Consider the following 12,778-nt stretch of genomic DNA (forward strand, 5'->3'; position numbering starts at 1 on the left):
CTGGCGCGAATGGAGGAGGGAGAGAAGCTGATTCTCTCGCCGTGGAGGATCTGCATTTGCCTCGATATTTTGGCCATACTGCCACGACCGGAATGGATGCCGGATGAGCACGTCGGTCGTGCTTCTGGCTTTGTTTGCGGCAGTTCTTCATGCCAGCTGGAATGCTTTCCTGCGTTCGGGGGCCGATCGCTTCTGGATGATGACGGTCATGAACCTTGCCATCACGGTTGCCGCCATTCCGGTTGTGCTCATCTTTCCCGTGCCGGTCGCGGATGCATGGCCCTATATCATTGGATCTTCGCTGTTTCAGGTCGCCTACGGCCTTCTGCTCGTCGCCGCATACAGGCATGGTGAACTCGGGCAGGTTTATCCGATCATCCGTGGAAGTGCACCGCTTCTGGTCACGGTTGGCAGTTTCTTCCTGATGGGCGAGGTGCTGCAGCCCCTGGCCATGCTCGGCGTTCTGTGCATCGTGCTCGGCATCATGACGCTGGCGCTCGGCAAGGCGAGGGCATCCGGCACGTCCATGCTGTTTGCACTTGCGACCGGCGTGGCGATCGCGGGTTATTCGACCTTTGATGCCATCGGCATCCGGGTGGCAGGAGAACGAGTAGCCTATATTGCCTGGGTGTTCATTCTTCCGGGCATTCTTCTTTCCGCGGCCTACATGGCTATACGTGGGCCTCTGCATATCGATATCCGCTCACCGGAAACCCGCAAGGCGATCGGCGGCGGCCTGGTCTCGCTTCTCTCTTACGGCACTGTTCTGGTTGCTTATTCATTGGCACCGGCCGGTCCGGTATCGGCACTCAGGGAGACCAGCGTGGTGTTCGCTGCTCTCATCGGATGGAAGTTCCTGGGGGAGCGCCTGACGCCGAGGCGCATCCTTGCATGCATCGTGGTTGCCGCCGGCGCCATCCTTATTGGGGTTTCGTGACGCCGCGACCCATCTTTAACGGGATTTCCAGCTCATAGGTGCAACCACATTGGGGCTGGTTGCCAGATCAAGTTCAAGAGGAATGCGTTTTTCGCCTGCAAGTGCCCCCACGGTGAAGGCTCCCCAGGCTCTGATGACCAGCTTGACTTCACCCTTGGTCACCGGAACGCGGTATTGATTGGGCTGGAAACTATCATGCAGGAAGAAATCGACCACTCCCGTAAGTATGGTGTCCTTTGTCGCCCGAACGGTGATCGAGACCTTCTGCCAATCGCCGCCGACATCAGATTTCTCGACTATGGCGGCAATCTGCAGCCCCTTATTGGTTTCCTGACCTCCGAAACGCTGTTTCTGCGGATCATTGGCGACGGTGATCGCCGGCAATTCGGGCTTGTCGGTGGTGGAAATACTCTGAGCCTCAAAGCCGCTTTCGAGACTGGAGGAAAATTGCCGTAGCTGTCGAAGCTCCTCGAATATCTGCGAGATCTTCTGGTTCAACTGTTCATCGAGCTCGATCGCAACGTTTTTCGTCCGCTCGATACGCTGGCCATTTTCTTCCACTTTCTCGGCCAGGGAGGCTACGAGACCATCTTTGCCGACACTAATGCTCGCAAGTTTTGGAGCAAGCAACGCTATGATCGCCATGGCAAGATATGTGGCGATCTTTGCACTGTCACTGCTTTGATACCCGATCACCTCTCCGATGACGAGCAATATGGAAATAATGCTGACGATACCCGCGCCTAATTCCAGTGAACTTCGCTTCATCTACCCCTCCCTTGAATGGCGCCTCAAGATTGGGTGTATTTTGGATTTATGCAACCCTAAATAATCATAGGCCGACATTGGGTCTATCGATGATTTCACGGAGCGCGAAACTTGAATTGATCTTCACCACATGCGGTAGAGCCGAGAGCCAGTCGCGATGAATACGCTCGTAGTCTTCAAGATCCTTGGCCGCGACGCGCAGGATGTAGTCATATTCCCCGGACATCAGATAGCAGACGAGCACATTGGGGCACAATTTCACCGCGGCTTCGAATTCGGTCAGCGTTTTGGCGAACTGGCCCGAGAGCGAGATGTGGACGATGACCATCATCTTGTAGTCGAGCGCGGCATTGGAAAGGCGTGCGTGATAGCCGCTGATCGTGCCGTTTTTTTCCAGAATGTCGAGGCGGCGCGAACAGGCGGATGGTGAAAGCCCGACACGCTCGGCCAGTTCCGCGTTGGATATTCGCCCGTGATCCTGCAATGTCCGCATGATCGCACGATCGATGGCATCAAAGCTGCTCATTGCGGTTTCTTCCGAAAAATGACGATCTGGCGCAATAATCCCCGAAAATCAGGGTTGCAGCAATCACTCTTCGCAAGGACATTCCGTCGCTTTTCTGATGTGCTCGTCGGGCAAAAAATCAACTGGCGATAGCCAATATAAAAGAGAGGAATGCTGTATGCGTGTCGGGTGCCCGAAGGAAATCAAGAACCATGAATATCGTGTCGGTCTCACGCCCGGTGCCGTGCGTGAATATGTGGCGCATGGCCATGATGTGATCGTGGAAACGAAGGCTGGTGCCGGTATTGGCGCGGATGACGCCGCCTATCAGGCGGCTGGCGCAAAAATCGTCGCTTCGGCCAAGGATGTCTTCGAAAAATCCGACATGGTGGTCAAGGTCAAGGAGCCGCAGCCGGCAGAGTGGGCACAGTTGCGTGAGGGCCAGATCCTCTACACCTATCTTCACCTTGCTCCCGATCCGGAACAGACCAAGGGCCTGCTCGCCTCCGGCGTAACCGGCGTCGCTTATGAAACGGTCACCGATGAGCGCGGCGGCCTTCCGCTTCTGGCGCCGATGTCGGAAGTCGCCGGTCGGCTGGCAATTCAGGCCGGTGCAACGGCCCTCCAGAAAGCCAATGGCGGTCGTGGTATCCTGCTCGGCGGCGTGCCCGGCGTTGCGCCTGCCAAGGTCACCGTTATCGGAGGCGGCGTCGTCGGGCTTCATGCTGCCCGGATGGCGGCAGGCCTCGGAGCCGATGTAACCATTCTCGATCGCTCGCTGCCGCGCCTGCGCCAGCTCGACGATATTTTCGCCGGCCGCGTCCATACCCGTTATTCGACCATCGATGCGCTCGAAGAAGAAACCTTCTCGGCCGATCTTGTCATCGGTGCAGTGCTCATCCCTGGCGCTGCAGCCCCGAAACTTGTCACGCGCGAAATGCTGTCCGGCATGAAGCAGGGCGCGGTCATGGTTGACGTTGCGATCGATCAGGGCGGTTGCTTCGAGACATCCCATGCCACCACCCATTCCGACCCGACCTATGAAGTCGATGGCATCGTGCATTATTGCGTCGCCAACATGCCGGGCGCGGTACCGATCACGTCCGCACATGCACTGAACAACGCCACGCTTCAGCATGGCCTCGCTCTCGCCGATCGGGGCTTACGCGCCATCGCCGAAGACAGGCATCTGCGCAACGGCTTAAACGTGCACAAGGGGCGGGTCACCAACAGGGCCGTTGCCGAAGCACTCGGTTATGAAGCCTTCGCCCCTGAAAGCCTGCTGAACGTCGCCTGATCTGCCTCAATTCTGCCAGTCTGAACGCCGGGTGCAGCAGCGCCCGGCGTTTTTTGTACGTAAAATCAATTCGATATTATTTAGATATATCGAAAAGCTTGCGTTATTAACTTGTTTGACTATCTTTAGATATATCGAAAGATAGTCTAAGGAGACGGAAATGTTTGGACACAGGTTTGATGGCCGCGATCGGTGCGGCGAACACGGAGGCCGAGGAGGCCGCAAGGGCTTCGAGGAAATCTTTGCCGTGCGCGGCGGCCCATTCGGTCGCGGCTTTGGCGGTCCCGGCCGTGGTGGGCGAGGTGGCCCGGGCGGCGGTCATGGCTTCGGTGATGAAGGCGACGGTCGTATCGGCCGCTTCCTGATGCAAGGCGATCTTCGCCTTCTGGTCTTGGCGCTGATCGAAAAGGAACCGCGCCATGGCTATGAGATCATCAAGCATATCGAGGACATGACCTACGGCTTTTACGCGCCAAGCCCAGGCGTCATCTATCCGACGCTGACCTATCTCGAGGAGGCCGGTTATGTGGTCTCTGAAGCCGATGGCAACAAGAAGCGTTACGCCATCACCGAAGAGGGCAGGGCCCATCTCGAAGAAAACCGCAGCTTTGCCTCCACCATTCTCGGCAGGCTTTCCGAGCTCGCCGAACGCATCAAGCAGCGGCAGGAACGCAACGAACATCACCAGCGCCGCGAACACGGCCCGGAACTGCCGCGCAGCGTCGACGCGGCGCTCCTCAACCTGCGCGAAGTCATCGCCGCCAAGCTGGCGACGGACGAAAGGAAAGCCGGTGATTTCGTCAAGCTTCTGCTGCAAATGGCCGAAGATCTCGATCGTGACGGGAACAAGGATACCGGTGGCTTGAGCTGACCTTTAGGCACCAATCCAGAGAACAAGTTGTTGCTCTCTGGATAACCTTCGCTTGCGGGGAAAAGTGCTGAAGGAAAGGCTGGTGAATTAAGCTCTATCGATCCGGCACTGATAACAGTTGTTGCGGGCCGAGCGCACATGCACATAGGCAATTTCGTCGCGTTCCAACAGGCTTGCCGCGCGTTCGGCAATGGTGTCGGTCGGCGTTACCGCGCCGCTGCCGTAAACGATACGGTCGTTGAAGCCGTAGCCGCAAACGATATAGTCCGGGCTAGAAAGGATCGGCGGCAAACCCTCTTCGCAGGCATAACGTGGGCAGGGGTTCGCATGCAGGAAGATCGGGCCTGTCTCGGCATAAGGCTGCAGCGAGGGAAAGGGCCGATAGGCAAGCACAAGCAGGCCTTCTCCTTCGTCTATGTTCTGCAGGCAGTGGCGGCAGGGATGGCCCGGACCATCCGAAACCATCGTTTCGGGCCTGTTTTCATAGGCATCGGCGCCGCCGTTCCAGAGGGCCTCGGCCTCTTTCGTCGGCATGGCTTGAAAGCGAATTGTAGACATTGGCCTCTCCTTGAATTGGAAAAGCCATGTGATGGCGGTGCTCGGCCAAAACCGCCACCCGTTTCTTGCCGGCCTTGGCCCTTATCCGTCCAGCGCCTTGAGAAGCTCCGCATCCGTAATCGGCACGATCGCCTCTTCGCTGGTGCCTACCGGCGAAAAACCCATCATCTGGTAAAGCTGGATTCCCCGCGGATGGTCGAGATTGTTGGTGGTGACCGTCACCTTCGACGGATTGTCCTGCCAGGCGGCATAAAGCGCCTGCAGCAGAAACCACTTGCCTATCCCAAGTCCCATCGCCCGTTCGAACAGGCCGAAATAGGAAAGCTCGACCACGTCTTCCTGCTGTTTGGCAAGCTCGAAGAAACCCGAGGGCGCGCCATCGACATAAAGCACGCTGATGGAAACCGGCTTGCCATGGATGATAGCCGCCAGTTCCTCGTCGCTCAGCCGCAGCCGCTCATACCATTGCCATCGCTTCCCCACCTGCCGGTAGAGATAGCGGTAGAAATGCAGCGGAATGTCGGGCGAGCGCATGATCGCCGTTTGCACATTGACCGGCACCGGCAGACTGCTGCGTGGTGCCGCTGTCATTTCAAGCCGCGTGACACGGACTTTCAGCGGGGAAGGTTTCTTTGCCATCAAAACTGTTCCGGCCTATCGAGCATCCGCCGGGCCAGTAACCACCGGTGCCTCTTCACGAGCGCCCCATTCCGTCCAGGACCCGTCATAAAGCGCATTGTCCTCGTGACCGAGCGATTCCAGCGCCAGCGTAATGATCGCGGCGGTGATACCCGATCCGCAGGTGGTGACGACCGGCTGGCCGAAGTCGATCCCCGCATCCTCGATCGCCTGACGCAGCTCCGGCAGGCTGCGCAGCTTGCCGTTGACGGAAAATGTGCCGGAAGGAAGGCTGCGGGCGCCCGGCATGTGGCCGGAGCGCAAGCCCGGGCGCGTTTCAAGCTCTGTCGCGGCAAACCGGCCGGCACTGCGCGCATCGGCGATCTGCCGCTTGCCGTCGACGACGATCGACAGCATTTCGCGAAAATTGATCACCTTGTCGAGGCGCAGATCGGTCTTGAATGTGGTGGTCGAAGGCGCCGGGGTCTCTGTCTCCAGCGGCCGCCCTTCGGCCTTCCAGCCGTCCAGCCCACCATCGAGCACGAAGACGTTTTCAGCCCCCATGATCCGGAACAACCACCATCCGCGCGGCGCCGAAAAGATGCCGGGGCCGTCATAAACCACGATCCGGTCCGTCTCCCTGATGCCCATCTTGCCGACAGCCTCGGCAAATAAGTCCGGGGCAGGGACCATGTGCGGAAGGCCGGTCGAATGATCGGCGACCTTGTCGTGATCGAAACGGATGGCGCCGGGAATATGGCCGGCAAGATATTCGGCATCTGCGTTGCGACCCTGCGCCGGCAGATAGAAGGAGGCATCGATAACCTTCAGGTCGCTCGCCCCCAGTTCGTTTGCCAGCCAGTCCGACGAGACCACGAAACGGCTCGTCTTTCCCTCAATCGCGTCGCTCATGCCATTTCTCCCTTGGCCTTTTCAGGCCTGTATTTCGGGCTCGCCGAACCTAATCCGGAAGCGGCGGTTCTCCTTGCCCTTCTTTTCTATTCTGGCGATATGGATCGCCCCGACCTCGCTTGTTCTGGCGACATGTGTTCCGCCGCAAGGCTGGCTGTCAATGGTGGAGTTTTCGCCGATACAGACCAGACTGACTCGCCCGAGGCCGACCGGCGGGCGGACATTCTTCGACTTCACGATGCCCGGATTGGCGGCCAGTTCCTCGTCGGTGATCCATTGCAGGTAAACCGGGTGATCCGCATCGACGAGTTCCATCAGCCTTGCCGTGACATCGTCCTTGTCGATCGTGTCGGTCATGTCGAAATCGACCCGCGCTTCCTCCTCGCCGACGGCAGCCCCGGTAATCGGATACTGGCAGACGACCGAAAGCAGATGGCAGGCGGTGTGCATGCGCATCAGGTTGAAACGGCGCGGCCAGTCGATCGACAGCGTAACCGTCTCGCCGACCAGAAGCTGGGCCTGGCCTTCGACCGGAACGTGAATGACGATATCTTTTGTCGCCCCATGTCGGGTCTGGCCGAGCAGAATGCGGCTTCCGTCCGCCCGGTCGAGAAAACCGGTGTCGCCCGGCTGGCCGCCGGAGGTCGCGTAAAAACAGGTTCGATCGAACTCGATCCCGCCATCGTCATGCGCGGATGTCACGACGGCCTCTGTCGTGGTCAGATAAAAGTCGTCGCGATAAAGCAGTTGGGAAGACATGGGATGCTCGCAGATGTCGTGATCAGGCCGTCTCGAAGGGCACGGATATCTGCCGCTTCTGCGTCAGCCATTTCGGCAGCGGCAGGCCTTTCGACTTCAGGAAGTCAGGGTTGAACAGCTTGGACTGATAACGGTTGCCATAGTCGCAGAGCACCGTGACGATCGTATGTCCCGGTCCGAGGTCCTGGGCAAGCCGGATAGCGCCGGCAATGTTGATCCCGGAGGAACCGCCGAGGCAAAGACCTTCTGTCTCGACCAGATCGAAAATATAGGGCAGGGCTTCCGCGTCCGGGATGCGATAGGAGAAGTCCGGGGTGAACCCTTCGAGATTGGCGGTGATCCGGCCTTGGCCGATGCCTTCGGTGATCGAATTGCCTTCCGACTTCAGCTCGCCATGGGCGTAATATTCATAGAGTGCCGCACCTTCGGGATCGGCAATGCCGATCTTGATGTCGGCATTCTTGGCTTTCAGGCCCATGGCCGTGCCGACCAGCGTGCCGCCTGAGCCGACCGAGCAGATGAACCCGTCCACCTTGCCGCCGGTCTGTTCCCAGATTTCTGGTGCCGTGGTTTCGATATGGGCCTGACGGTTGGCGACATTGTCGAACTGGTTTGCCCAAATCGCACCTGCGGGCTCTGTCTTGGCGAGCTGCTCTGCAAGCCGGCCCGAGACCTTCACGTAATTGTTGGGGTTGCGATAGGGAACCGCCGGAACCTCGACCAGTTCCGCGCCGAGCAGCCGCAGGGCATCCTTCTTCTCCTGGCTCTGGGTCTCGGGAATGACGATAACCGTCCGATATCCGAGCGCCTTGGCAACCAGCGTCAGGCCGATGCCGGTATTGCCGGCCGTGCCCTCGACGATCACACCGCCTGGTTTCAGCAAGCCCCTCCGCTCGGCATCGCGGATGATGAACAGGGCAGCCCTGTCCTTCACCGATTGGCCCGGATTGAGAAATTCTGCCTTGCCGAGGATCTCGCAGCCGGTCTTTTCCGACGCATCCTTCAATCGGATGAGCGGGGTGTTGCCGATGATGTCGATGACGTTGGGATAGGAAACCATGATGAAGCGCCTTTTTTGGCTGATTTAATCAGCGTCTTTTCCACGGACAAGCGTTTGCGTGCAAGAAAATCCGTTCTCGACCTCTCGGTTGATAGGAAAAGCTCTGCTGCCTCGCGACAGGTTACGCAAAAGCGCGTCGAAACACGGCCTTTTTGAGCGGATGAGATGGAAACCATGCGCGCGATTTTGTGATCCGATTAGACGAACCCCTAAAATCTACCATCTTTACGTTGTGCAGATAGGCCTCTAGATTTGACAACAGACATGTTGCTGAACCTGGAACGACTGGATCTGCTTGTTGCTCACTACGTCGCCGGTTGCCTACCGGAGCCGGCGCATATCCTCGTGGGCTCTCATCTGGAGATGCAGCCGTCTTCGGGACGTTTGGCCGGTGAACTGGAAGTGCTTGCCGGGCAAAGCCTGGAAGATGCCGAGCCGAGCGCGTTGTCGTCATCCGAAAATCGGTTGAAAGCGATACTGGAATCGAGGCCGGAAATCGAAGTGCCGCCTGTAATCGCCAAGCGAGGCGATTCGCTGCCGCATTACCTTCGTTCTTATGCAGGGCGAAATCTCGATGATGTGCCGTGGAAGACCAAGCTTCCAGGCCTCAAGCAGCATGTGATCGAAAAATCCTCCGGCATGGAGGCAAGTCTTCTATGGGCAAGGCCCGGTCGTGCATTGCCGCATCATCACCATAAAGGGCTGGAGCTGACACTTGTCTTGCAGGGACAGTTTTACGATCACCGAGGTGCGTTTTCGCAGGGTGATGTTTCCGTTGCCGACGAGACAATCATTCATCGACCCGTCGCGGCTTCCGATAGCCCTTGCCTGTGCTTTTCGGTTCTGCTGGCGCCCATCACCTTGAGCGGGCCGACCTTCAGGATGCTGGGCGATATCTTGGGCGTGTAATGTTGCGCTGATACATGGCCGCAGCCCAAAAATGCGGCCACCCGACGGGTGACCGCAATCTGACTTCGTAAAAGTCAGTAAGCCAATCTCAATTGACGTGGAGCTGTGCTTCGCTCACCGCATTTTCGAACTCTTGCCGGGCCTCCTCGGGCGTGCGACGCCCATCGAGAGCTGCGCGGCAGCAACTTCTCGCCTTGACGAAATGTGGCCCTCGCAAATCCGGCCAGCGATCGGTCAGCACCATCAAGGCCTCCGAAGGGCCGCTGATCATCTCTGTCCCATGATTTCCGAATGCGACTTGAACCGGCTTTTGCCAATTTTCATGCGGCATGAACGATCCTCCCAGTGCTCAGCCCCGAACAATAGCGAGCCTACACCCCGCGCCTTATTGCGGCTACGATTTTTTTCCCGTTTAGGCTGCACGCGTTAGGCCAAGTTGCCGCATAAGCGCGGATGCTTGGAAAACACCTGCTCCATTCGCCGCATTGGTGAATTTGCAGCGGTTACGGATTATCCGGCCGATGCGGGCTCCGCTTCATATCGACGTCGGCTTTTGAGCCTCGTTTGCGCCGCGACCACCAGATCACCAGCCGGCGGCGCCTGCGCCGAATAAATGAGATGTCGTTCGACAGAACGATGAAGCCGAGCGGCAGCATCCAGAAGCCGAGTACCGGAAGAAATCCGAGTGTGCCTCCCACCATCAGGGCGGACCCCAGGCCAATGCGTCCGACGCGTGATCTCGGCATCGGAATACGCCATGTGCCGAGCGCCAATTTGCCGCTGCGAGGATCTATGCCGAAATGCCGTTTATGCGGTGTCGATGCCATCCAGTCGAAAAAACCTTTGAAAACATGAGAGATCTTGCTTTGAGATGGGGATGGGCTGGGGATTAAACAAGGAATTTCGTTTTTTTGTAAAAAAGCGCTTGGCAAATCGGAAAAGCATGCGTATTACCCGCCGCACACGCCGCGACGCGGTGTTCCCTGGTAGCTCAGCGGTAGAGCATTCGACTGTTAATCGACAGGTCGCCGGTTCGAATCCGGCCCGGGGAGCCAAATTCAAAAAGCCCTGTTTTCATGGATATCCATGAAAACAGGGCTTTTTTATTTCACATCCGTTTCTGCTATATTCTGCGGCGTTGCCTTGATGGCTATTGATCCCTTATCGATCGCCATAAGGTCCGAAGTTTTGTCTTAAAAACCACGGCGGGCCTTCCCAGCCTTTCAGATGCCAAGCGACCCAGCGATTCAGCATGGCCAGTTCTATTGTTGACTTCTCTCCAAAAATAATGGAACATAAAGTGAACATTATGGAGGTGCAGATGAAACGTGCCGAAGATGTCGCTGAACGTGCGCTTGCGATGGTCGCTGCCTCCCGTGCTTTGCGGGAGCGACACGAGAAGCAGCGCAAGGAAGTCTACGAGCGGGTACAGATAGCATCGCTGCGCAAGCTGAACATTCCCAAGGGGATACAGCTCAGATTAGACCTGCAATAGGTCCCGGCCTGGCTGGGCCATAGCGTGCCGGAATTCTTCTCCGCTCAACGAAGGAGAGCTGATCTGGTCAGCTGAAAAAGGTCGCGAGGCCTTGCCCGGCACTGAAGGCTGCGTAGGCAAGAATGCCGAAATAGACGATCGTAATCACGTTGAATAAATGGCCTACAAGTACGATCGCGCCGTCTCGCTGGAGTATGCCTGCAGAAAGCAGGAGTATGGCTATGCCGGGAAGTGTATTTGAGAACGGTATAAGCCCTAACGGAAACATTAGAAGTACGCCGGCAAGAGTGATGGCAAGTCCGTTCAGTCGGTTGATGGTGGTTCCGATCGTTAGCGCCCGCAAACGCGGCTTGAGGAAGCGGTCGAGGCGCGACACGATGTTTGCGCCTTTATGCAGCGCAGGCAGAAGTTTTTTCGTGTCCAGTTCGCGATCCAAAATCTTTGCCGGAAGCCAGGGCATCCGGTTCAGTGTGATTGAAATGCTGATCAGAATGATGGCAGCGCCGAACACCGTGCTGACGCCGGGAATGGAGACCGGAATAAGAAAGGGTAGGGCGGCGACGGCGCAGACGAGCAGTAGTCCCTGTTCTCCAATTCGCTCCATCAGATCCCGCAACGATACAGTTGGTCCCTGAATGCCTTTGATAAGACCTCGGAGAGTTTCGCTGAGGGATGTGCTGGTATCCTGAAAGTCGAACTTTGCCTGCAAAATAGTACTCCATTGCCGCCGCAGAGGTGGCAATGGATATCAGGAACAGCCAGTCAAGCAAACCCGAAGCTCCTACTCTCGCGCGAGATGGAGAGAGAAGTGCGGCATATGTCCGTGGTTTTGCTACTTGTGATGGGTCTCCAGCCAGTGGTCATAGATGCCGCAAATGACGACCACGGCTAATACGCCCAACACGATGGGATTGATGGATGTGAAAAATTCGACGTAATGCATGCCAGCCTCCTCCTGCTGCATATCCGATACCCGACGCCTTCCCCGCCTGGTACACAACCATTTTATCACCAACGCCGTCCCGACGCAAAAATATGTTACCCGTCAAAAGGACGCAGTATGCGGATCTTGCCGAATTTACCGGTGAGGGCGCTTCAAGAGAGTTGGTCGCCAAGTGAGCGGCGCACCAAGGTGCTCCGGCTCCCTGCCGTTTTTTGCTGCTGTATGGCTTGCCCGCGAGGAATGATTCAGCGGCGTTTGTTCTCAGTCGCGGGAGGTCGGGCAGGGGGAATTGGCTAGAAGAGCGCAAGCACCATGTGGAGCACATACAGGATGCTGGAGAGCGATATGATAGTCGCGAGCGCCGCGAAGGCGTCTGAAAAAGTCAGTTTCATGTCGATCATCGCCGTCATGGCGATCCTTCCGAAATAAAAGGTTACGGCAACATCGCCGCTAACGACATGATTAGGTGGCGCGCTTTAAAAAATGGACTAACGGGGAGTGTAAATATTCAGTTAAGAAGAGCTCGCTTGTTGAGCGTTCATCCAAGCATCTTTGCCTCAATGCTGGCGAGGATAAAGGTTTCCCTGACCTCGTCGAGCGGAACCCGTCTTTGCAGACATGCTGCGCATTCATTCAGCGCTTTTGCGTAATAGTCACCGTAGCGAACCGGCCAGCGCCAATTGAGGTATTCGAGCGCTTCACGTGGTCCCCTGATGGTTTCTATAAAGCCGTAGCCCACCCTTACCCTGACGGGCTCTGACCAGAGAATCGTATCTTGGATGTGCCTGTCGTCCATGTCCTGCACCTTTATTTGCGGCGCAGAAAACGGGCTGCGTTCGGTTCGGTTCCCAAATTCTTGCAAAATTGTGTTCCGAATTCGCCAGACAGGAGAGGCGATCACGATCTCAAGTTTCGGCGCGGATGCCGATTGCTAACATGTTGTAGATAAATGAAATTAACCTATGAGGAGGCTTTTGCCATATGGGGCAATGTCCACTTAAATATCGGGGAAAATTGGAGGCCTCGCCCGGAATTGAACCGGGGTACGAGGATTTGCAGTCCTCTGCGTCACCACTCCGCCACGAGGCCATCCGGTGCGAAATTCGCGTGTGGTGGCAGCGCTTTAGAACGATTATTCGATGCGCG

General features: G+C 57.1%; 16 protein-coding genes and 2 tRNA genes. 6 read left to right on the forward strand and 12 right to left on the reverse strand.

The window, feature by feature from the left end:
* Positions 1-103 precede the first annotated feature (103 nt).
* A complete protein-coding gene (locus JZX87_RS09660) occupies positions 104-937 on the forward strand; it encodes an EamA family transporter (protein WP_206825210.1) in 834 nt (277 codons plus the stop codon).
* A gap of 15 nt (positions 938-952) precedes the next feature.
* On the opposite strand, the gene JZX87_RS09665 is transcribed toward JZX87_RS09660, so the two are convergent.
* Positions 953-1,705 carry a pYEATS domain-containing protein gene (locus tag JZX87_RS09665; RefSeq protein ID WP_206825211.1) on the reverse strand — a complete coding sequence of 251 codons (753 nt, stop codon included), beginning with the start codon at positions 1,703-1,705 and terminating at the stop codon, positions 953-955.
* 64 nt (positions 1,706-1,769) lie between these two features.
* On the reverse strand, positions 1,770-2,231 hold the full coding sequence (locus JZX87_RS09670; protein WP_148146384.1) for an Lrp/AsnC family transcriptional regulator: 462 nt from the start codon (positions 2,229-2,231) through the stop codon (positions 1,770-1,772).
* A 157-nt stretch (positions 2,232-2,388) separates the two neighbouring features.
* On the opposite strand from JZX87_RS09670, the gene ald reads away from it, so the two are divergent.
* Together ald and JZX87_RS09680 are read left to right on the forward strand one after the other, a co-directional pair.
* The gene (gene ald / locus JZX87_RS09675; protein WP_206825212.1) at positions 2,389-3,507 is read left to right on the forward strand and encodes an alanine dehydrogenase; all 1,119 of its coding nucleotides are present in this window, start codon (positions 2,389-2,391) and stop codon (positions 3,505-3,507) included.
* A 160-nt stretch (positions 3,508-3,667) separates the two neighbouring features.
* Positions 3,668-4,378, forward strand: coding sequence for a PadR family transcriptional regulator (locus JZX87_RS09680; RefSeq protein WP_206825213.1), 711 nt, complete (start codon positions 3,668-3,670; stop codon positions 4,376-4,378).
* A gap of 87 nt (positions 4,379-4,465) precedes the next feature.
* On the opposite strand, the gene JZX87_RS09685 is transcribed toward JZX87_RS09680, so the two are convergent.
* From JZX87_RS09685 to JZX87_RS09705, 5 genes are all read right to left on the reverse strand, one after another.
* Complete coding sequence (locus JZX87_RS09685; RefSeq protein ID WP_206825214.1) at positions 4,466-4,936, reverse strand: DUF1203 domain-containing protein; 471 nt, start codon at positions 4,934-4,936, stop codon at positions 4,466-4,468.
* Between the two features lie 81 nt (positions 4,937-5,017).
* A complete protein-coding gene (locus JZX87_RS09690; protein WP_206825215.1) occupies positions 5,018-5,575 on the reverse strand; it encodes a GNAT family N-acetyltransferase in 558 nt (185 codons plus the stop codon).
* A gap of 15 nt (positions 5,576-5,590) precedes the next feature.
* Positions 5,591-6,454: a 3-mercaptopyruvate sulfurtransferase gene (gene sseA / locus JZX87_RS09695; RefSeq protein ID WP_502711312.1), complete on the reverse strand. Its 864-nt coding sequence runs from the start codon at positions 6,452-6,454 to the stop codon at positions 5,591-5,593.
* A gap of 33 nt (positions 6,455-6,487) precedes the next feature.
* The gene (locus tag JZX87_RS09700; protein WP_206825217.1) at positions 6,488-7,225 is read right to left on the reverse strand and encodes an alanyl-tRNA editing protein; all 738 of its coding nucleotides are present in this window, start codon (positions 7,223-7,225) and stop codon (positions 6,488-6,490) included.
* A 22-nt stretch (positions 7,226-7,247) separates the two neighbouring features.
* Positions 7,248-8,285, reverse strand: a complete 1,038-nt coding sequence (locus JZX87_RS09705) for a cysteine synthase A (RefSeq protein WP_183822133.1) — start codon at positions 8,283-8,285, stop codon at positions 7,248-7,250.
* Positions 8,286-8,549: 264 nt separating this feature from the next.
* Here JZX87_RS09705 and JZX87_RS09710 point away from each other — a divergent pair, with 264 nt between their 5' ends.
* Positions 8,550-9,194 (forward strand): ChrR family anti-sigma-E factor, encoded by a 645-nt coding sequence (locus JZX87_RS09710; protein ID WP_206825218.1) that lies wholly within the window; start codon positions 8,550-8,552, stop codon positions 9,192-9,194.
* An 88-nt stretch (positions 9,195-9,282) separates the two neighbouring features.
* Here JZX87_RS09710 and JZX87_RS09715 read toward each other — a convergent pair whose 3' ends face one another.
* Both JZX87_RS09715 and JZX87_RS09720 read right to left on the reverse strand, forming a co-directional pair.
* Positions 9,283-9,525: a DUF982 domain-containing protein gene (locus JZX87_RS09715; protein WP_148146393.1), complete on the reverse strand. Its 243-nt coding sequence runs from the start codon at positions 9,523-9,525 to the stop codon at positions 9,283-9,285.
* A gap of 172 nt (positions 9,526-9,697) precedes the next feature.
* The gene (locus tag JZX87_RS09720; protein ID WP_206825219.1) at positions 9,698-10,021 is read right to left on the reverse strand and encodes a hypothetical protein; all 324 of its coding nucleotides are present in this window, start codon (positions 10,019-10,021) and stop codon (positions 9,698-9,700) included.
* Positions 10,022-10,174: 153 nt separating this feature from the next.
* Here JZX87_RS09720 and JZX87_RS09725 point away from each other — a divergent pair.
* Together JZX87_RS09725 and JZX87_RS09730 are read left to right on the forward strand one after the other, a co-directional pair.
* A tRNA-Asn gene (locus JZX87_RS09725) sits at positions 10,175-10,249 on the forward strand.
* Between the two features lie 266 nt (positions 10,250-10,515).
* Positions 10,516-10,689: a hypothetical protein gene (locus JZX87_RS09730; RefSeq protein WP_206825220.1), complete on the forward strand. Its 174-nt coding sequence runs from the start codon at positions 10,516-10,518 to the stop codon at positions 10,687-10,689.
* A 67-nt stretch (positions 10,690-10,756) separates the two neighbouring features.
* On the opposite strand, the gene JZX87_RS09735 is transcribed toward JZX87_RS09730, so the two are convergent.
* The 3 genes from JZX87_RS09735 to JZX87_RS09745 all read right to left on the reverse strand — a co-directional run bounded on the left by JZX87_RS09735 (position 10,757) and on the right by JZX87_RS09745 (position 12,721).
* A complete protein-coding gene (locus JZX87_RS09735) occupies positions 10,757-11,398 on the reverse strand; it encodes an exopolysaccharide biosynthesis protein (RefSeq protein ID WP_206825221.1) in 642 nt (213 codons plus the stop codon).
* Positions 11,399-12,170: 772 nt separating this feature from the next.
* Positions 12,171-12,428 carry a DUF982 domain-containing protein gene (locus JZX87_RS09740; RefSeq protein WP_183822088.1) on the reverse strand — a complete coding sequence of 86 codons (258 nt, stop codon included), beginning with the start codon at positions 12,426-12,428 and terminating at the stop codon, positions 12,171-12,173.
* A gap of 219 nt (positions 12,429-12,647) precedes the next feature.
* Positions 12,648-12,721 (reverse strand) — tRNA-Cys (locus tag JZX87_RS09745).
* Between the last annotated feature and the right edge of the window lie 57 nt (positions 12,722-12,778).

It is taken from the genome of Agrobacterium sp. Ap1 (genome assembly GCF_017313375.1).
GTDB classification, from domain to species: domain Bacteria; phylum Pseudomonadota; class Alphaproteobacteria; order Rhizobiales; family Rhizobiaceae; genus Neorhizobium; species Neorhizobium cellulosilyticum.

Bases quoted from the DNA above. Each gene is read 5' to 3' on its own strand.
- JZX87_RS09660 (WP_206825210.1), top strand. From the start codon at position 104: ATGAGCACGTCGGTCGTGCTTCTGGCTTTGTTTGCGGCAGTTCTTCAT.
- JZX87_RS09665 (WP_206825211.1), bottom strand. From the start codon at position 1,705: ATGAAGCGAAGTTCACTGGAATTAGGCGCGGGTATCGTCAGCATTATT.
- JZX87_RS09670 (WP_148146384.1), bottom strand. From the start codon at position 2,231: ATGAGCAGCTTTGATGCCATCGATCGTGCGATCATGCGGACATTGCAG.
- ald (WP_206825212.1), top strand. From the start codon at position 2,389: ATGCGTGTCGGGTGCCCGAAGGAAATCAAGAACCATGAATATCGTGTC.
- JZX87_RS09680 (WP_206825213.1), top strand. From the start codon at position 3,668: ATGTTTGGACACAGGTTTGATGGCCGCGATCGGTGCGGCGAACACGGA.
- JZX87_RS09685 (WP_206825214.1), bottom strand. From the start codon at position 4,936: ATGTCTACAATTCGCTTTCAAGCCATGCCGACGAAAGAGGCCGAGGCC.
- JZX87_RS09690 (WP_206825215.1), bottom strand. From the start codon at position 5,575: ATGGCAAAGAAACCTTCCCCGCTGAAAGTCCGTGTCACGCGGCTTGAA.
- JZX87_RS09700 (WP_206825217.1), bottom strand. From the start codon at position 7,225: ATGTCTTCCCAACTGCTTTATCGCGACGACTTTTATCTGACCACGACA.
- JZX87_RS09705 (WP_183822133.1), bottom strand. From the start codon at position 8,285: ATGGTTTCCTATCCCAACGTCATCGACATCATCGGCAACACCCCGCTC.
- JZX87_RS09710 (WP_206825218.1), top strand. From the start codon at position 8,550: ATGTTGCTGAACCTGGAACGACTGGATCTGCTTGTTGCTCACTACGTC.
- JZX87_RS09715 (WP_148146393.1), bottom strand. From the start codon at position 9,525: ATGCCGCATGAAAATTGGCAAAAGCCGGTTCAAGTCGCATTCGGAAAT.
- JZX87_RS09720 (WP_206825219.1), bottom strand. From the start codon at position 10,021: ATGGCATCGACACCGCATAAACGGCATTTCGGCATAGATCCTCGCAGC.
- JZX87_RS09730 (WP_206825220.1), top strand. From the start codon at position 10,516: ATGAAACGTGCCGAAGATGTCGCTGAACGTGCGCTTGCGATGGTCGCT.
- JZX87_RS09740 (WP_183822088.1), bottom strand. From the start codon at position 12,428: ATGGACGACAGGCACATCCAAGATACGATTCTCTGGTCAGAGCCCGTC.